Origin of the sequence: Rheinheimera sp. UJ63 (assembly GCF_021568285.1) — a bacterium.
GTDB classification, from domain to species: Bacteria; Pseudomonadota; Gammaproteobacteria; order Enterobacterales; family Alteromonadaceae; genus Alishewanella; species Alishewanella maricola.
This window is the reverse complement of the sequence record NZ_JAKGTQ010000001.1, coordinates 941,856-960,788: the sequence shown is the minus strand read 5'-3', so window position 1 is coordinate 960,788 and position 18,933 is coordinate 941,856. Positions and strand designations below refer to the sequence as shown.

The following is an 18,933-nucleotide window of genomic DNA, read 5'->3' as shown; positions in this document are numbered from 1 at the left end:
TCGAATTTTGATATGAATTTTCACACTTGGCATACGAATCGTGCTTTCCTTCTAGGCTTAAGGCTGCGAGGAAGAAAAAGGCTATCAGCCAGACAGAGCTTGGACGTCGTATTGGTCTTGATTCACAGTCGGCCAGCGCAAGGATGAATAACTATGAAAAAGGGCGTCATCAGCCTGATTTTAATATGGCTAAAAACATCGCCGAGCAACTAGACGTTCCGGTCGCTTACTTATATTGTGAATGCGATGAGATGGCTGAGCTGATTTTAGCTTTTCATAAGTTGGCATCTGAGCAGCGAAAGCGCCTATTACTTGACTTTTTAGAACTGCAGGGAACAACCCAAGAGGGTTAAAATCCTGTAGGTAGTCGCTTGAATAGTTTCCTCGATTTACCTACCAGCCAATCAAGAACGTCAAGATAGCAGCGAAATGACTACTCATATGTACTCAGCTGTCTTATCGATGCTGATGACGCTGATATGAATGCCTTTTGAGGTGTGATTTATCCGAGGTAGCGTGATTCACCAGGTTGATTTGTTCGAACCTGAGCCTCCCACTTACCAGAGCAAAGCACTGATGACAGTCATTGATACCATCAATACCAAAACAGGCGGCAAAGTCTAGATTGCGAGCCAGGGTATATAAAGATCGCCCTGAAATCAGCATGGCAAAGCATAGTGACCAGACATTAACTGACGAGCAGATTTCTGCTGCAGGAAATTTAACTCGTGTGGTAAGCATTGAAGCTGCCGAGTGATTGCGGATGCAATACGCTCCCTCAGAGCATTATTAGGTAACAAGATGACAATCAACACAGCTATAAAAAACGACCAAGAATATGAAGCTGCATTAGAAGCCATTGAGCAAATTCTTGAGGCTGTGCCTGGCACGCCTGAAGGTGATAAGTTTGATAGCTTGGCAAAGATGATCGCAGAATATGACGATATTCATCACAAGCTAAACGAGTAATTCAGTACCAAGTTGCTCTTTGAATCGTCACTAAGTGCCAATAGCAGAAATTCACTGAGATTCGATTAAATCGGAGCTTTTCACTGAAAGCGGACATTCGGCACGAGTTAAGCGAGACGAACTTTGGAGCATTTAAAGTTAAGTCGAATTTGCAGGTTAACTACCCTCAGGCACAAAGCACAAATATTTGTACCCATAGATTGCCAAGGCTTGACCAGATAGTCGTCCGCTCCCAATTCCAGACCCTTGACCCGGTCTTCTACACTGTCCCTTGCGATGAGAAATAACACAGGCGTGATGGATCTGGCCTCTCTCAATGACTGCATAATTCGCCAGCCATCCACATCAGGCAGCATTACATCAAGGACAATCAAGTTATACGAGCCGGTAATCGCCAGGTGGTGACCATCGAGCCCGGTCCGGGCGAGATCTACCACAAAGCCGGATTCCATGAAGCCCTGCCGGATATAATCCCCAGTTTTTACTTCATCTTCTACGATGAGAATCTTCATCGTTCCACTCCGCTCTACAGTTCAGGCCAAGGAAGCCAGTCCATTTCATTGTCGTCAATATCAATTTTATAGTCTGAAATCTGCCCACAACATGACCAGAAAATGACAAATATGTAATGTTGGTGGCCGGAAGCTAGGTTATATCGGTGAGAAAAGCGTTGTTCGCATAACATGACTAAAATGTAATGCTTGCGGGAGCAGCCTGGTCATCTTTAACTAATAAGTTTATGGTATCATGATTCATGTAATCTCCTCCTTTAAGAAGCCGCAAAAAACGCGGCGCAAACTGCCTGCTTATTTGAAAAGGTGCTTATCCATGGGTCACGATAATTCTGAGTCTCATTGTCATCACCATACACCCTCCCACACGGGCTCAGGGCTTACAGACCCGGTCTGCGGCATGGGTGTAACGGCAGACTCTGCCCAGCATGTTGAGCATGCGGGTAAAACTTACTACTTCTGCAGCACCAAATGCATGAATAGATTCCAGCATGACCCTGAGAAGTTTCTTTCACCAACCCCGCCACCTCCCTCGGAAGCGGTCAAAGGCACAATTTATACGTGCCCGATGCATCCGGAAATACGTCAGGACAACCCCGGAACCTGCCCTAAATGCGGCATGGCACTTGAACCCCTGATGCCCAGTCTGGAAGATGACAATCCCGAGCTGGACGATTTTTCCAGGCGATTCTGGTGGACATTGCCTTTTACCGTCATTGTCACGGTGCTTGCCATGTTTGGGCCACAGCTTGGCTGGTTCGAGATGGCGACGCAAACGTGGATAGAGCTTGTACTGTCGCTTCCCGTGGTGCTGTGGGCCGGACAGCCGTTCTTCGTACGGGGTTGGCAATCAGTGGTCAACCGCAGTCCCAACATGTGGACGCTCATCGGCTTGGGTACCGGTGCCGCCTTCGTCTACAGCTCGCTGGCAACCGTAGCTCCCGGTATATTTCCGGAAACATTCATGTCCATGGGGCGTGTGGCGGTTTATTTCGAAGCCGCAGTGGTGATCATTTCCCTTACGCTGTTTGGTCAGGTGCTGGAGCTTCGCGCGCGTTCCCAGACATCCGCTGCCGTCCGGTCATTGCTCGGTCTGGCGCCCAAGACGGCCCGCCGTATCAATGCAGACGGAACAGAAGAAGATGTACCGCTGACGCATGTGCATGAAGGTGATCGTTTACGCGTACGTCCCGGTGAGAAAGTTCCTGTCGATGGCATTGTTGAAGAGGGTGCAAGTTCTCTCGATGAATCCATGTTGACTGGTGAATCGTTACCCATCAGCAAGCGCCCGGGTGACAAGGTCATAGGGGCAACGATGAACACCTCTGGTGCACTTGTGATCCGGGCGGAGAAAGTCGGCTCGGCCACTGTGTTGTCACAAATTGTCCAGTTGGTGGCTCAGGCCCAACGCTCTCGGGCGCCGATGCAACGGATGGCTGATTTGGTGGCGGGTTACTTTGTCATGGCGGTGGTAGCCATCGCCATCCTCACCTTGGTCGTGTGGGGCATGTTCGGCCCGCAGCCAAGCTGGGTCTATGGCCTGATCAATGCGGTCGCTGTTCTGATCATCGCTTGCCCTTGTGCGTTGGGGCTCGCAACGCCCATGTCAGTCATGGTTGCTACCGGACGAGGCGCAACCCAGGGTGTTCTGTTTCGTGATGCAGCAGCAATAGAAAATCTGCGCAAAGTCGATACGCTCATCGTAGACAAGACCGGCACCTTGACAGAAGGCCGACCCGCATTCGATCAGGCTGTTTCCGCTGGCGAGTTGGACGCCGATGAAATCTTGCGCCTGGCTGCCAGCCTCGATCAAGGCAGCGAGCATCCTTTGGCTGACGCTATTGTCAGCGCTGCGCGCGAACGTAATTTGGTGCTCAGCCCAGTGGACGACTTTGACTCGGGTAGCGGCATAGGCGTACGGGGCAAGGTTGAAGGCAAAATACTGCTGTTGGGCAACACTGCGTTCATGCAGCAGGATAACGTCAATGTTGATGGCCTGGCTGCCACCGCTGAGGGATGGAGGATAAAGGGTGCGAGTGTGATGTACCTGGCGGTTGACGGCACACTGGTCGGCCTACTCGCCGTTTCCGACCCCATCAAACAGAGCACCCCTGAAGCGGTACAGGCGCTCAAGGCCGCGGGAATCAGGGTCATCATGGCTACTGGTGACGGTATTTCAACGGCAAAAGCGGTCGCCGAACAACTAGGCATAGACGAAGTTCATGGCGAAGTGAAACCGGCCGACAAGCTGAATCTGGTTGATAAGCTTCAATCAGAAGGTTGCATCGTTGCGATGGCGGGCGACGGCATCAACGATGCCCCGGCACTGGCCAAGGCGAATGTCGGTATCGCTATGGGAACCGGGACGGACGTAGCGATGAACAGTGCGCAAATCACCTTGGTAAAAGGAGACCTGCGGGGTATCTCGATTGCCCGGGACCTGTCAAACAAGACTGTTCTCAATATGAAGCAGAACCTTGGTTTTGCGTTCATTTATAATGCGTTAGGCGTTCCACTGGCTGCTGGCGTCCTGTACCCGTTTGCCGGGTTGCTTCTATCACCCATGTTTGCAGCCCTGGCGATGAGTCTGAGTTCAGCGTCCGTTGTATTCAACTCGCTGCGGCTTCGTGGTTCGGTTTAAGCTGGATACGTCGAGGGGGTAGCGGAAAATGGCGAGTCTCTACTCGCCATTTTTCTTCGGTTTTTCGGGTAAGGGGATTAAATGGTTGATCTTACCTTTGCATGAGAGTGAGGCAAACCGGCATCTCATCGGATTATCTGGTTGGCACTCCAACCTACTGCTGATGCATGCTTCCCTCGCTAATTCCAGCAAGAACCCCACACGCCTTAACTTCCCGGTCATCGTTGCAACGCGCTCTTAGTGAAACGAGTTGTTTCTCAAGCGCCTGTAGAGCGGTTATCTGCGAGCGCACATGAGAGATGTGATCATCGAGCAAGGCATTGACAGCGGTACAGGACTGATGAGGGTCGTCCTGATAGCGCTTTAGTTCGTGAATTTCTGCCAGTGACAGATCCAGGATGCGGCAGCGACGAATAAAGGCCAGCCGCTCAACGTGTTTCTCGGTATAGACACGGTAACCGTTCTCCTGCCGACCAGGCGGCGGCAACAAGCCCTGCCGTTCGTAGAAGCGGATCGTCTGTGTATCTACCCCTACTGACTGTGCCAACTGGCCAATACGCATCGGGTTCCTCCGCAACGGATTCTCTACGCTATTGACATTATAGCTACTATATAGTTTTAAATGAAAACCCGATCACATTCAAGTGGAGTCATATCATGAGTAAAAACTGCGGAGGCCCCTGTGGCGACCATGCAAGGCCTGCGGCGGATACCGATATGCAGGCCTCCTCCGATGCGTCGGGGGAATGGGTCAGTGTTTATGCCGTGCCGAAGATGGACTGTCCATCAGAAGAGCGAATGATTCGCCTAGCCCTGAACGGCTTTGAGGAGGTTCGGGCGCTGTCCTTCGACTTGTCGAACCGCCGGCTGAAGGTCGTGCATGACGGTGAGGTCGAGCCCGTCACCTCGAAACTGAAGACCTTGGGGCTAGGCGCCTCGCTTCAGGAAACCGTCGCTGCAAATCCGGAGACCATCAAGGCCGCCGAGTTTTCGGCAGCTTCTGCTAAGCAAGAATCCGGGACCCTGCGCTGGTTGCTCGGCATCAATGCACTTCTGTTCGTGGTGGAAATGACTGCCGGTCTGATCGCCCGGTCCACCGGCCTGATTGGAGAATCCCTGGACAATTTTGCCGATGCGGCGGTGTACGGGCTTGCCCTTTATGCGGTTGGACATAGCGTGAAAATGCAGGTACGTGCCGCGCATCTTGCTGGTGTACTGCAACTGATCTTGGCTGTGGGCGTACTCATAGAGGTGGTGAGACGCTTTGTATTCGGTAGTGAGCCTGAATCGCTGGTGATGATGGCTATCGCATTCGTCGCATTGATTGCCAATACCAGTTGTCTGCTGCTCATATCCAAACATCGGGAGGGCGGGGCGCACATGAAGGCAAGCTGGATATTCTCGGCCAACGACGTGGTGATCAACCTGGGGGTCATCACCGCCGGCGCTCTGGTCGCGTGGACCGGGTCCAATTATCCGGATCTGATTATCGGCACCATCGCGGGGGTAATTGTACTTAACGGTGCTAGACGCATTCTGGCGCTCAAGGATTAAGCAATGTCCATTTTTGGCAAACATCTGTCACCGTACGCTCTGTTGTCCATCTCCGGCCTGCTGGCAGCGTCTGATCAGGCCGTAAAATGGCTGGTGCAACAATCAATGGCATATGGCGAGTCTATTTCAGTGACCTCATTCTTTAACTGGGTACACGTATGGAATACCGGTGCCGCATTCAGTCTTTTTGCGAATGGTGGAGGCTGGCAGCGCTACTTTTTTATCGGAATCGCGGTAGTGGTCTCGATTTTTCTGATCAAGCTGATCCTTGAAAATCGTCATAAAGGAGAAGCCATCGCTTACAGTCTTATCCTCGGTGGCGCCATGGGCAACCTGATTGACCGGGTCTTTCGCGGCTATGTTGTGGATTCCTTTGATTTCTATTGGCGAGACTGGCATTGGCCGGCCTTCAACCTGGCTGATATTGCAATTGTCCTCGGTGCCTTACTTTTAGTTTCCAGCAGCTTGTTGGGTAAAAAAGCAAACACCAATGCCGAGTCGGATGGATCTGACTGACACCTACGCCTATACAACACCATGACCGAACTTCCCGACAACATCCTTCACCTGCCGCAATACCAAGTACTGGGCTGCAAATCAACCGACGACGAAATGCACTTCCAGGTGGACGTGCCCGATCCCATCGCCTGCGAGGAATGCGGCGTGCATATGAAAGCCAGTTGGATTTTCTCTGCAAATGACGTTATCGTAAATGCTGGGGTGATTTTGGCCGGATTATTAGTCACCTGGACCGGGTCACGCTATCCGGATCTGGTAATAGGGTTCATCATTGGATTAGTTGTACTCAATGGTGCGCGCAGGATTTTACAGCTAAAAGCGTAAGTCGCAATAGCGCTACCATAGCGCTAACTTACTGAGGGATTTATGTTAGGTCGTACATCAGGCTTATTATTACTGTTGCTGATTATGCTGAATCATGCCGTGATGGCCTGTGATGCGTTAGTTATGCATTTGCCTGATCATGCCCATGCCTACACTGACCTGCAACATGAACACTGCCACTCAGATACCCTTTTCGACGTAAGCAGTGAGCAAGTCACTGCACATAACGTTGCACATAACTCTGAGCATGATGCCGACGAACACAGTAATCATGCTCATGTGACCTGCTATATCGCTTTTTTTCAGGGCATGGAACTGCTTAACTTCCGTGACAGTGTTATAGCCGCTACCCAACCAGGGTTAAACCTCATTAGCTATCGCCCACCGGTGCCGCCGCCAAATATCTGATCCTGCTTGTTTATCTTTTTTTATTAACGATTAACTTTCAGGAGCATACCCATGCGTATGACACTAATGCTGCCAGCAATACTGGCGGCGGTATTTTGCGCGCTTCCGCTACGTGCAGAGCCGCAAGCACTGACATTACAACAGGCAATAGATAAAACGCTGCAACACAACCCTCAGCTGCATCAGTTTAAATTTACGCAACAGCGTCTGTTTGCAGAGCGTGATTTGCAAAGCCTTAAACCCGGTTATCAACTCGGTGTAGAGCTTGAGAATGTTGCGGGCACCGGAGAGGCCAGAGGGCTGGCCGGTGCTGAGCTGACAATCGCCTTATCTTCCGTGATAGAGCTGGATAATAAAGCTCAATGGCGCGCTGCGGTAGTAGACGCCAGGCTCAATACTCTTGAATGGCAGCAACAGGCGCAAACCCTGGATGTGCTGGCAGAGCTTACCCGCAATTATATTAATCTATTGGCCAGCCAGCAGGAATTGACACTGACAGAAGAGGCCGTAGCGCTCTCAGAAGCCCTGCTGCAAAGCGCTGAAAAACGTGCTGCCAGCGGTGCCTTGTCAGATGCTGAAATCATGCGGGCAAAGGCGCAACTGGCGCAGGTTCAGATCGGGCGGGACGCCCTGTTGCAGCGCATTGAGCGGCAAAAAATAGCCATAGCACGTTTTTGGGGTGATACCAGCGCCAACTTTAACGTTGTGGCAGGTAACTTGTTTGCTTTTGGCCAAAGCCGCCCTTTTGCTGAGCTGTATCAGCGGCTGCAACAATCGCCGGCGTTAACCATTTTTGCCTCTGAACGTCGGTTAAAAGACGCTGAAGTGCGACTGGCACAAAGCCAGAATCGCGCCGATCTGAGTTGGCAGGTAGGGGTAAGACGCTATCAGGCCAGTGATGATACAGGCCTTACCTTTGGTATCTCAGTGCCGTTATTTGCTGAACGTCGCAATAGTGCAGCCATCGAAGCTGCGCTGGCAGAGCGAAACAATGTCGAGTATCGACAGCAGGATAGCTTACTGATCCTGCATGAACGCTTGTTTGATGCGTACTCGCAACGACAGCAATTTATTACCAGTCACCAACAGTTGGCGCAGTACGTGATCCCCAACCTGGAACAAGCGCTGGATCTTACGCGTGATGCATACCAGCGCGGGCGCTCAAATTATCAGGATTGGCTTAATGCCCAGCAAGAATTGTTGCAGGCAAAAAGACACTTACTGGAAACCGCCACTGCGGTGCTATTGAGCCAGGCGACGATTGAACAGCTTACCGCCGAGCCGGTAACGCAGTAACTGACAAGATTATTGCCCCGCTGCCGCACTTCATTAACTGTGCGACGTGGCAAACAGAACATACAGGAAGATAGCATTATGAAACCACATGTAACACTGGCAATGTTTATTGCAGCCTGGCTGATGCCGATGCATGTAATGGCCGCCAATGAGCAAGAACAAGCTCACGTCCATGCCAAAGAACAAGCGGTAAAGCCGCAATCTGACACTAAGAAAAATGAAGAGCACAAAAAACATGAAGAACACAATGAGCATGAAGGGCACGACGAAAACGACGAGCATGAACACAACGAAACCCTAAGCAGCCGCATTAGTGATGATATGGCTACGGCAGTTAATATTGTCACAGACCGTGCTGACAGCCAGCGATTACGCCAACATCAGGTTGTTTATGGCAAGCTTAGCGCTGATCCAAACCGCATCAGCCATGTTAATGCCCGTTTTCCCGGTATTCTTACCTCGGTGAAATTCTCGCTGGGTGACAGCGTAAAAGCAGGCGATGTACTGGCCGTTGTCGAGTCAAATGAGAGCTTAAATACCTATACCATTAAAGCGCCAATTGACGGCGTTATTATTCAGCGCAGCGCCAATGTTGGTGAAGTCGCACAGCAGCAGACGCTGTTTAGCATTGCTGATTTTGGCGGCCTGTGGGCAGATTTTCGCCTGTACCCGTCACAACAAGATGCTGTCGCGACAGGACAAAAAGTGGTCATTATGGCCGCTGACACTGAGATTAACGGCGTAATTGCGCATATCATCCCATCATTAACCCAGCCCTATCAACTGGCCAGAGTTAAGCTGGATAACCGTGACGGTAAACTGTCGTCCGGGCAATTGATCGAAGGTGCTGTGATAAGCGGTGAATTCAACGTTGAGCTTGCCGTTAAAAAATCGGCCATTCAAATACTGGACAATAAAAGCGGAGTCTTCGTAAAAAACAATAGCGAATATGTCTTTACCCCATTGCAGCTTGGCCGTAGCGACATGGATTATGTCGAAGTGATTGCCGGTTTAAAGCCCGGCCAGTGGTATGTCACGACAAATAGCTATCTGTTAAAAGCGGATATTGAAAAATCTGAAGCCGAGCATGATCATTAAGGGGGCACTATGATTGAATCCATGTTGCGCCTGGCTATTGCGAGGCGGTATCTATTTTTAACGCTGACACTGTTGATTATTGCCATTGGTAGCTGGAGCTACCAACAGTTACCGATTGATGCAGTGCCGGATATTACTAACGTTCAGGTGCAAATAAACACGGCGGCGCCAGGTTATTCGCCACTTGAAGCAGAGCAGCGTATTACCTATCCGGTAGAAACTGCCCTGTATGGCTTACCCAATTTAAGTTATACCCGCTCATTGTCACGCTATGGCTTGTCACAGGTAACGGTGGTGTTTGAAGAAGGCACGGACATCTACTTTGCCCGCAATTTAATCAACACCCGGTTAAGCGCTATCAAGGATATGTTGCCCGAGGGCATAGAGCCTGAAATGGGCCCTATTTCAACCGGTCTTGGTGAAATCTTTATGTATACGGTGCAGGCCAAGCCGGGCGCGCTGCAACAAAATGGTTCACCTTACGATGCCATGGCACTGCGGGAAATCCAGGACTGGATAATAAAACCTCAGCTGGCACAGGTTAAAGGTGTGGTGGAAGTAAACAGCATTGGTGGCTACAACAAGCAATACCATGTGTTACCCGACCCACTGAAACTGCTTAATTATGGCCTGAGTATTAAGGATGTTGAACTGGCCCTGCAAGCCAACAATGACAACCGGGGTGCCGGTTATATTGAACGTGAGGGCATGCAACTGCTGGTACGCTCGCCCGGTCAGTTAACCTCTCTGGATGACATTGCTAATGTCATTATTACGCAATACGACACCATACCGGTAAAGCTGAGTGACGTTGCCGATGTTGCCATTGGCAAAGAGCTGCGAACCGGTGCGGCAACCCAGGATGGTAAAGAAGCTGTGCTGGGTACAGCCATGATGTTAATTGGTGAAAACTCACGCACAGTGGCACGCGATGTCGCGCAAAAGCTGGAGCAGATCAAAAGCTCTCTGCCAGAGGGTATTATTGCTGAAGCCGTATATGATCGCACCACCTTAGTGGATAAAGCCATTGCAACCGTCAGTAAAAACCTGCTGGAAGGCGCATTACTGGTGATCGTAGTGTTGTTTATCCTGCTGGGCAACCTGCGGGCGGCGTTAATCACTGCGGCGGTGATCCCGCTATCAATGCTGATGACCATTACCGGCATGGTACAAGCCGGCGTTTCTGCCAACCTGATGAGCCTGGGTGCGCTGGATTTTGGCTTAATTGTTGATGGTACGGTGATTATTGTCGAGAATGCGGTTCGCCGCCTGGCGCAGGCACAGCACAACGGCCGTATCCAACCGCTAAAAGAGCGCTTAAATACGGTGTATCTGGCAACTGCAGAGGTTATCCGGCCCAGTTTGTTCGGTGTGGCCATTATTACTATCGTGTATATTCCTATTTTTTCGCTGACCGGTGTCGAAGGAAAAATGTTTCATCCTATGGCAGCGACTGTGGTGATGGCCCTGTTATCCGCTATGGTGTTGTCGCTGACCATTGTGCCTGCCGCTGTGGCGGTGTTCTTAAATGGTAAAATCAGTGAAAAAGAAAGTGCGGTCATAAGAGGCGCTAAAACCCTGTACGCACCGCTATTAGCGCTGGCACTCAAATTTCGCTGGCTGGTGATTGGTTTGGCCAGTGCTCTGGTTGGTGTGTGTCTGTGGTTGGCGACCACGTTGGGGGCAGAGTTTGTGCCTCAGCTTGATGAGGGCGATATCGCTTTACATGCCATGCGTATTCCGGGCACCGGCTTAGAACAAGCCGTTGCAATGCAGGAAATTCTGGAGCAGAAGATCAAAACCTTTGCTGAGGTTGATAAAGTGTTTGCCAGAATTGGTACCGCAGAAGTGGCGACCGATCCGATGCCACCCAATGTGGCTGACAACTTTGTGATATTAAAACCGCGCAGTGAATGGCCCAATCCGGATAAAACCAAAGCCCAATTGGTCACTGAAATGGAAGCTGCTTTGGCGACATTGCCGGGCAATAACTATGAATTTACCCAACCTATTCAGATGCGTTTTAATGAACTGATTTCCGGTGTACGAGCAGATCTGGGTATTAAGGTATTTGGTGATGATTTAGATCAGCTGGTTACAAGCGCTAATCAAATTCTGCAAGCCGTCAACAAGGTGCAAGGTGCTGCGGATACTAAAGTGGAACAAGTCACTGGTTTGCCAACCTTGTCGGTGATCCCCAACCGAACTGCGCTTGCCCGTTACGGCTTAAATGTGGTTGAACTACAGGACTGGGTATCAGCGGCAATTGGAGGTACGTCGGCCGGTATTCTGTATGAAGGTGACAGACGCTTTGAGCTGATTGTGCGCTTGCCGGAAACCCTGCGTCGCGATCTGGACAAACTGGCGGTGTTGCCGGTGTCATTACCAAATGGGGACTTTGTACCGTTACAGGAAGTGGCTACCTTAGATGTGTCGCCTGCGCCGGCGCAAATTAGTCGTGAAAATGGCAAACGCCGGGTAGTGGTAACCGCGAATGTGCGCGGGCGAGACCTTGGTAGTTTTGTAGAAGAGGTAAAGGCCCAAATCAACCGTGACGTTACATTACCAGCCGGTTACTGGCTGGACTATGGTGGTACTTTTGAGCAGCTGGAGTCCGCCAGTCAGCGCCTTAGCATTGTGGTGCCTGTTACGTTGCTGCTGATTTTAGGTATTCTGGTGATGGCTTTTGCGTCATTTAAAGATGCGTTGATTATCTTCAGCGGTGTGCCGTTGGCGCTCACCGGTGGTGTGTTGGCCTTGTATTTGAGGGGTATGCCTTTATCAATCTCTGCTGGCATTGGCTTTATCGCCTTATCAGGCGTAGCGGTGTTGAACGGTCTGGTGATGCTGAGCTTTATTCGCGATCTATGGCGTGAGAAAGGTGACTTGCTGTTAGCGATAACGGAAGGCGCGCTTACCCGGTTGCGCCCTGTGCTAATGACCGCTTTGGTCGCGAGCCTCGGTTTTGTGCCGATGGCGATTAATATTGGCACCGGTGCTGAAGTGCAGCGCCCGCTGGCGACAGTGGTGATTGGCGGTATTATTTCGTCAACCTTGCTGACATTGTTGGTATTGCCCGTGTTATATCATTGGGTGCACAAAAACGATAACCGCAAACAGCAAACGGAATAATCATTAACCTGCTTCGCTGCAGCATTGGGCTGCAGCGAAGAACGTTTTGGCAATAGTATGGGTGTTTATGCTAATACGATTAAAACGATAACCGCGTAAATAGTCAGGCGTATTAAGACGTCCCGCCAAATGGGGCTGTCAGCTAGCAAGGGTTGCAAGTCAGCTGGCAAGGGCACTGGCTTTAAAGCAGAGATATTCGCGCCTCCAGGATTTCCCCTTGGAACCCAACCAAATATAAAACCCGGAACCGTTGCTATCAAACGGACGATCTGACCAATAACCTCGCGATTATCATTGCGTTTAAGCCCAATTCGTAACATCTGCCAGTGCGTCGCTATGTGCGGTATAAAATATCTCTGCCCTAAAATATGCGCTCTTTCAAGAGACTTAAACGCATTGTCTAAATCATTGACTTGTTCAGCCTCCATGGCTGAGCGCATACTGATTTGGTACTCATGTTTAATTTTTTTATTCATTTACTATCACTAAGATAATGAGTCTGCGAAAGAAAAGAGCAATCCTCGATCGCTAAATAAGAGACGCGAAGCATATCACTGATTATTAAATTAAAGCTTAACTTAAGTGTACTCTTTAGAGACTACATACATTAGATAATGATAAGACATAGATTCTATTCTGCACTTTAATGTGCATTAAAGTGCAGATTTTTAGCTGGATCTGCGACAAAGTGCATACCTTGTCACTAACATAGTTAATTTCGATACTACTGTCACTACTTTAGCTAAACTTTACACTTCTGCAACACAGATAAGCTCTGAGCGCTGCTGAACAGCAGATAGTGACTAAAGTAAGTTCAAGCACATAGCAGTGTATTTTCAGGAGGGAATTTCAGGGTATCTCAGGAGAACAGGTGCCCAGCTCGGCTCGGTAAGCCGTGCGGCAGGTTGCAAGCCTGACCGCACTGCTCATAGTACTAATTTAGCTAAAACAGTGATTTAGTTGTCATTACAGCACCGCGTAGCAGCAAGGATTGACACTACACTACTTACTGCATGGCAGCATCACTGATGTGAGCGTAAACGCTGGCGCTGCCATCTTTATGCAGCAGCAGAATGTCGTACGGCATAAAGCGGCCTTCCACTTCCATACCCGGTGATCCAAGCGGCATCGCCGGTACACTCAGGCCAATTGCATCCGGGTGCGACTCAGCAAGAAATTTCCGGATGTATTTAGCAGGGATATGGCCTTCAAAGGCATATCCCTGCTCCGATACGGCGGTGTGACAGGAATAATACTGTGGCGTGATGCCATAGCGCTCTTTTATGCCGCTTAGATCATCATAGTCTTTCGTCTGTGCAACCACTCCCTGCTGTTCAAGGTGCGATACCCACTTTTTACAGCAACCGCAGCTTGGCGTTTTGTATACCGTGAGGGTTAGTGCTGCTGCACTGTCGGGCACAGCTGTAGTTTCCGGTTTAGCCGGGCCGGCGTCTTTACAGCCGGCCAGTAACGCAGTAGCTACCAACACAACCGCTGCCAGAGTTAGCTTCATAGTGATCTCCTGCTGTTGTCTTAGTGCGACCAGTGCACATGCACGATCTTCCAACCGGCGCCTGTATCTACCAGCACCAGCGTTTCTTTACTGATAACGTCAACCGGCTTGCCTTTATAGTCGCCAGTCAGTTGGCTACGGCTAACCGAATAGGCCACCTTGCCCAGCACCTTGGTCTGATGCTCCAGCGCTTCTACCTGTACCGCCGCCATAAATTTCATATCAGCCAGCATATGGTGGCTGGCATACTCGTCAGCCGAGCGCTCTACGCCATTACCTTCGACAATCAGCACGTCATCTGCCAGCATGGCGCGCACCGCTTTGGCATCGCCAGCGCGTAACGCCTGATGAAACGCTTTTACCGCCTGAGCGGCAGCGGTGCTTTCGCCGACGAACAAGGCCGGGGCGGCAGGTTTTTCATTGCCGTGCGCCAGCGCACTAACGGGAGAGAGTAACGCCAGGCCCAGGCTGATGGCAGACAGCGTTTGAATTTTATTGCGAAACATATTAGGTATCCTGTTGTAATTATTAGAATAAAGCGGGCTTAATGGGCTAAGCCCACCACAGTGGTAAAGCTGCTACTGGTTGCCAGTACCAATAGCGCTAACAGCATTTCGATAAAAATAGACCGTGCCAGCAACCGGCTGTTCTGATGTTGCGCCAGCGCTTTGACCAGACTAAATTTGTGCCAGGCAGCCAGCAGTAACATGGCCGCTACCAACATCAACTTAAACAACATTAAGCGGCCATAGTCGGTGACAAACAGCGCTGCAGGCGAATCGAGTAGCTGCAGTAAGATCAGCACGCCACAGCTGATAAGCACTAACACCACAATTACCGCTACGCGGCCAAACTGCTGCATCAGTGCCAGTAACCTATCCGGGGCTAAGCGGTAACAGCTTTGCCACAGCGGCAGCAACGAACCTACCCAGGCCGAAATTGCCAGCACATGCAGCGTCAGTAACAGTGGCCACAGGCCTGCCAAACTGGCCACATGGCCGGTTTGGCTGAAACTGGCGGCCAGCAATAACGCGGCCAGGCTAACTACCGCAATGCTCACTACCGCTTTGCCGCTGTGTTTAACGCGCCAGGCCCAAAGCCACAGCGCTGCATAACCGCATAACCATAAAAGCAGCTGGGTGCGCATTGCCGATTGCCAAACCATCTGTAGCATCAGCCTGTCGGCCATGCCAGCTACGCCTGTTTCGGCCAGCGCACCAGCCTGCAGCGGCAGATACAGTAACGCCAGCACCATACCTGCGGCCGACCACCCCAGTACAAGGCGTTTTAACCACAGCCGAAAGGCAAGGCTATCAGACGGTGGCTGAGCCAGCGCCGGCAACTGCAGCAAAAACGCCGCACCAATACTGCCGCTAACCGCTAAATAACTCAGCAGCTTGTGGGCGAATAAGGCTAATACCCAGGTATCGCTAAACATCGCCAATCTCAAGCCATCTAGTGCTGATGCGCGTGCGCGCTATCAGCTTTCACCCCGGCGTCAGCGCCGGCGTGGAGCATAAAACTGAAATCACCTTTCATTTTATGACCGTCTTCGCCCAAACCTACCCAGTTAACCTGATAACTACCGATCTCCAGCACTGGCAACGGCCAGCTAAACTGCGTGGCGACAGCGGTGGGCGTAAAGCCAAAATCGACAGTGTTACCGTTATCGTGCAACAGCGTGACTTTCGTCAGCCGGATCGGGCCACTAAAGCTGATACTGAGTACATCCGGTGCCTGCATTAGCATGGCGTTATCCGCCGGCACCGAGCCGCTTTGTTTAACATGCGCCAGCACAGGCCCGGCAAACGCCAAACAGAGCAGAGTAAGTAGCGGGATTAATTTTTTCATGTTGATCACCTTATTTATTAAAACCCTGATCTATTAAAACCAGAAACGCACACCGGCAACCCAGGATGTTTCTGCTGTCGATGCATCCTGCAGGCGGGCAAAATCTGCCGTGTTACCATATTTGTTATGCCACTCTACCCCGACATAGGGTGCGAACTGGCGGGAGAATTCATAGCGCAGCCGAAGCCCTGCCCCCAGTGAAGACAGGCCTTTACCCAGCTGATTGACCTCATCGTCTTTGCCATAGGCTGTCAGCTCCGCCCGGGCCTGCAGGATCAGGCGCTGCGTTAACAGCAGCTCATATTCCGCTTCGGCACTTAACGCGGTGCGACCACCAGTGCCCAGATAAGCCGTGACATCCACTTCAAACCAGTACGGCGCCAAACCCTGCACACCCAATGCTAACCACTGCCGGTTGGTGCCATCGGCAACCTGATCCAGGCGCAGCCCAAGCTGACCATCCCAATAGGCTGCTATCGCGTGGCTCCATAACAGCTCGGTGCTGCTCTCTTCCAGCTTGCCGTCACTGACTTCAGCTTCGGTTTTCAGCACCAACCGATCATAGGTCGTACCATACCAGGCTTGCAGCTCCAGTTCGCCAGCTTCACTGTCGGCATTGTATTCCAGCCGATCGCCCAGCACGGACCACTGTGGATGTTCAACGCCGTGCTTTAAATGGCGTGAATCGGCCATGCCATAGGGCCCGTCAGTCAGGGTGTAGCCGTTGGAGTAGGCATGTGGATCGCGGGCATTAGCCGGCGCCTTACCGCCTTGCATCTGCATATCGGCATGGTTCATCGTGCTGTGATCCATACTGCTGTGATCCACGGCCTGCTCAGCATGGGTCATTTCATTATGGTTCATCTCGGTATGATCCATTTTGCTATGGTCCACTTCGCTGTGGTCCATCTGGCTATGGTCTACGGCCTGCTCAGCGTGGCCCATTTTATTGTGGTCCATGCCGCTATGATCCATCTGACTGTGATCCATGTCACTAGGGTTCGTCTGGCTATGGTCAACCGCCTGCTCAGCGTGGTTCATCTTGCTATGATCCATTTTGCCGTGGTCCATTTTGCTGTGGTCCATGCCACTGTGCGTTGGTACCGGCGGTTTCTCAGTGGCGTTCTGCGCTGCCACGCCAGGGCTGAGCGCCACAGTACAGGCCAGCGCCAGCAGCGACAAGGTTAGCGTTACGTTGGCTGTTTTCATGACACCACCACTTCTCTGAACATACCCGCATCCATATGGAACAATAAATGACAATGCCAGGCCCAGCGCCCGACATCATGCGGTGTGGTTAAAAAGCTGATGCGCTGCGCCGGTTGCACCGGAATGGTATGGCGGCGTACCTGTACGGCACCGTTGTCACTTTCCAGATCACTCCACATACCGTGCAAATGCATCGGGTGGGTCATCATGGTGTCGTTTTGCAAGATCACCCGGATACGCTGATTGTGCTTCATATGCACCGGTGTGCTTTTACTGAACTCTAAGCCATCGAATGACCAGGTGTAGCGCTCCATATTGCCGGTCAGATGCAGCTCAATTTCCGCCTCCGGGCCGCCCGGCTCAATAATACCGTCCAGCGAATGTAAATCGGCCAGGGTCAGCGCGCGCCGCCCGGTATTGCGCAAACCAATGCCCGGATCGTCCAGGTTGGTTCTTGGCATATCCACCCGCATATCCACCGACGGGCCATACTCGGTGCTGGCATGACGCACAGTTGAACTGGCTTTGGCATAAGGCACCGCCGGGCCATGCTGACTGTGATCGATAGCCATAGCACCATGCTGGCTATGATCTTCCGCGCCATTGCCGTGCGCCATCGCGCTGTGGCCGTGGCTGTGGCTGTCGCTTGCGCCATGGTTCATATTACCCATCATGTCAGCCATCGTCAGCCACTCCACCGGATCCAGTGCCGGCACCGGTGCATTTAAGCTCTCGGCCACGGCCAGGGTACCGCGGGCATAGCCACTGCGGTCCATGCTCTGGGCAAAAATGGTGTAGGCATCATTTTGCGGCGAGACGACAACATCATAGGTTTCGCCCGGGCCAAAGCGGAACTCATCTACCGTTACCGGGTGTACATTCTGGCCGTCAGCCTGCACCACAGTCATTTTCAGCTCGGGAATACGCACATCAAAAAAGCTGTTGCTGGAGCCATTGATAAAACGCAGCCGCACACGCTCACCGCGCTTAAATAGGCCGCGCCAGTTTGCCAGCGGCGAACTGCCATTCATTAAATACGTAAAAGTGGCCGCGGAGATATCCGCCAGATCGGTGGGGTTCATGCGCATTTGCTGCCACATCTGCCGTTTTGCCAGCGCCGCGTCCAGCCCTCTGTCAGTGATATCGCGCAGCATGTCCTGCACTGTTGGCTGATTAAAATTGTACAAATCACTTTGCACTTTTAATTTGCGAAACACCGTATGTGGATCTTCATCGGTCCAGTCTGACAGCTGCACCACATATTCGCGATCGGCGGCAATTACATCCTGCGCTTTGGGTTCAATGATCAGCGCGCCATACATGCCGGTCATTTCCTGAAAGCCACTGTGCGAGTGATACCAGTACGTGCCGCTTTGCTTTAACGTAAAACGATAGACAAAGGTTTCGCCGGGCATAATGCCTCTGAAGCTCATGCCGGGTACGCCGTCCATCTGGTAGGGTAAAATAATACCGTGCCAGTGAATTGAGCTGGGCACCGACAAGGTATTGGTTACCCGTATGGTGACCTCATCGCCTTCTCGCAAGCGTAAGGTCGGTGCCGGTATCGAACCGTTGATGGTGGTGGCTTTACGGACCACGCCGGTAAAATTTACCAGCGCTTCGCCGATGGTTAAATCAATCACGTTACCGCTGAGCTCAGTGGCATAGCCGGTAAAGGCATTATCTTTAAAGGCGCTACCCGCCCTGACGATATGCGGAAAAGTGGCCAGCACGCCGCCCACCGCCAGCCCCTGCACAAACCGGCGCCGTGAAATCGATACCGGCATCATGGTGTTAGCCTTTATCATCTGCAACCTCCAATACTCTCTATATGCGTAGCAGTGTAGAGGACGAAACTGTCAGCAGCATGACATGAACATGACAAAGTTGTAATCTTGCTGTCATGT

At 51.4% G+C, this 18,933-nt stretch carries 18 protein-coding genes and 2 pseudogenes; 11 read left to right on the top strand and 9 right to left on the bottom strand.

Annotated features, from left to right (window positions below; genetic code table 11):
* Positions 1–26: 26 nt before the first annotated feature.
* Both L1N97_RS04525 and L1N97_RS04520 read left to right on the top strand, forming a co-directional pair.
* A complete protein-coding gene (locus L1N97_RS04525) occupies positions 27–353 on the top strand; it encodes a helix-turn-helix domain-containing protein (protein WP_065955940.1) in 327 nt (108 codons plus the stop codon).
* Positions 354–801: 448 nt separating this feature from the next.
* Positions 802–969, top strand: a complete 168-nt coding sequence (locus tag L1N97_RS04520; protein WP_176714621.1) for a hypothetical protein — start codon at positions 802–804, stop codon at positions 967–969.
* 107 nt (positions 970–1,076) lie between these two features.
* Here the strand turns inward: L1N97_RS04520 and L1N97_RS04515 are convergent, their stop codons facing one another.
* On the bottom strand, positions 1,077–1,481 hold the full coding sequence (locus L1N97_RS04515; RefSeq protein ID WP_442967210.1) for a response regulator: 405 nt from the start codon (positions 1,479–1,481) through the stop codon (positions 1,077–1,079).
* Between the two features lie 235 nt (positions 1,482–1,716).
* On the opposite strand from L1N97_RS04515, the gene L1N97_RS04510 reads away from it, so the two are divergent.
* Positions 1,717–4,122, top strand: coding sequence for a heavy metal translocating P-type ATPase (locus L1N97_RS04510; protein WP_433915374.1), 2,406 nt, complete (start codon positions 1,717–1,719; stop codon positions 4,120–4,122).
* Positions 4,123–4,276: 154 nt separating this feature from the next.
* Here the strand turns inward: L1N97_RS04510 and cadR are convergent, their stop codons facing one another.
* Positions 4,277–4,684, bottom strand: a complete 408-nt coding sequence (cadR, locus tag L1N97_RS04505) for a Cd(II)/Pb(II)-responsive transcriptional regulator (RefSeq protein WP_001219642.1) — start codon at positions 4,682–4,684, stop codon at positions 4,277–4,279.
* A 95-nt stretch (positions 4,685–4,779) separates the two neighbouring features.
* On the opposite strand from cadR, the gene L1N97_RS04500 reads away from it, so the two are divergent.
* From L1N97_RS04500 to L1N97_RS04465, 8 genes and pseudogenes are all read left to right on the top strand, one after another.
* On the top strand, positions 4,780–5,676 hold the full coding sequence (locus L1N97_RS04500; protein ID WP_236128940.1) for a cation transporter: 897 nt from the start codon (positions 4,780–4,782) through the stop codon (positions 5,674–5,676).
* Between the two features lie 3 nt (positions 5,677–5,679).
* Positions 5,680–6,192, top strand: coding sequence for a signal peptidase II (gene lspA / locus L1N97_RS04495; protein WP_004813174.1), 513 nt, complete (start codon positions 5,680–5,682; stop codon positions 6,190–6,192).
* A gap of 21 nt (positions 6,193–6,213) precedes the next feature.
* Positions 6,214–6,342, top strand: a pseudogene (locus L1N97_RS04490) (ISL3 family transposase); the annotation flags it as partial.
* Positions 6,331–6,519: pseudogene (locus L1N97_RS04485) on the top strand (cation transporter); the annotation flags it as partial. The pseudogenes L1N97_RS04490 and L1N97_RS04485, both read left to right, overlap by 12 nt.
* Positions 6,520–6,561: 42 nt before the next feature.
* Positions 6,562–6,927: a hypothetical protein gene (locus L1N97_RS04480; RefSeq protein WP_008985546.1), complete on the top strand. Its 366-nt coding sequence runs from the start codon at positions 6,562–6,564 to the stop codon at positions 6,925–6,927.
* A gap of 51 nt (positions 6,928–6,978) precedes the next feature.
* Complete coding sequence (locus L1N97_RS04475) at positions 6,979–8,223, top strand: TolC family protein (protein ID WP_008985545.1); 1,245 nt, start codon at positions 6,979–6,981, stop codon at positions 8,221–8,223.
* A gap of 78 nt (positions 8,224–8,301) precedes the next feature.
* Positions 8,302–9,321: an efflux RND transporter periplasmic adaptor subunit gene (locus tag L1N97_RS04470; RefSeq protein ID WP_008985544.1), complete on the top strand. Its 1,020-nt coding sequence runs from the start codon at positions 8,302–8,304 to the stop codon at positions 9,319–9,321.
* 9 nt (positions 9,322–9,330) lie between these two features.
* Entirely contained in the window at positions 9,331–12,453 is a 3,123-nt protein-coding gene (locus tag L1N97_RS04465) for an efflux RND transporter permease subunit (RefSeq protein WP_236128939.1), read from the top strand.
* Between the two features lie 65 nt (positions 12,454–12,518).
* Here L1N97_RS04465 and L1N97_RS04460 read toward each other — a convergent pair whose 3' ends face one another.
* The 7 genes from L1N97_RS04460 to L1N97_RS04430 all read right to left on the bottom strand — a co-directional run bounded on the left by L1N97_RS04460 (position 12,519) and on the right by L1N97_RS04430 (position 18,834).
* Positions 12,519–12,929 (bottom strand): DUF3703 domain-containing protein, encoded by a 411-nt coding sequence (locus tag L1N97_RS04460; protein WP_008985542.1) that lies wholly within the window; start codon positions 12,927–12,929, stop codon positions 12,519–12,521.
* Positions 12,930–13,459: 530 nt separating this feature from the next.
* Positions 13,460–13,966 (bottom strand): DUF411 domain-containing protein, encoded by a 507-nt coding sequence (locus tag L1N97_RS04455; protein WP_008985536.1) that lies wholly within the window; start codon positions 13,964–13,966, stop codon positions 13,460–13,462.
* Positions 13,967–13,986: 20 nt separating this feature from the next.
* The gene (locus L1N97_RS04450) at positions 13,987–14,472 is read right to left on the bottom strand and encodes a YybH family protein (RefSeq protein WP_008985535.1); all 486 of its coding nucleotides are present in this window, start codon (positions 14,470–14,472) and stop codon (positions 13,987–13,989) included.
* Between the two features lie 38 nt (positions 14,473–14,510).
* The gene (locus L1N97_RS04445; protein WP_236128938.1) at positions 14,511–15,404 is read right to left on the bottom strand and encodes a CopD family protein; all 894 of its coding nucleotides are present in this window, start codon (positions 15,402–15,404) and stop codon (positions 14,511–14,513) included.
* Positions 15,405–15,421: 17 nt separating this feature from the next.
* Positions 15,422–15,817, bottom strand: a complete 396-nt coding sequence (locus tag L1N97_RS04440) for a copper resistance CopC family protein (protein ID WP_008224208.1) — start codon at positions 15,815–15,817, stop codon at positions 15,422–15,424.
* A 33-nt stretch (positions 15,818–15,850) separates the two neighbouring features.
* Complete coding sequence (locus L1N97_RS04435; protein WP_215768307.1) at positions 15,851–17,026, bottom strand: copper resistance protein B; 1,176 nt, start codon at positions 17,024–17,026, stop codon at positions 15,851–15,853.
* A complete protein-coding gene (locus L1N97_RS04430; protein ID WP_329605536.1) occupies positions 17,023–18,834 on the bottom strand; it encodes a copper resistance system multicopper oxidase in 1,812 nt (603 codons plus the stop codon). The genes L1N97_RS04435 and L1N97_RS04430 overlap by 4 nt, the downstream gene beginning before the upstream one ends.
* Between the last annotated feature and the right edge of the window lie 99 nt (positions 18,835–18,933).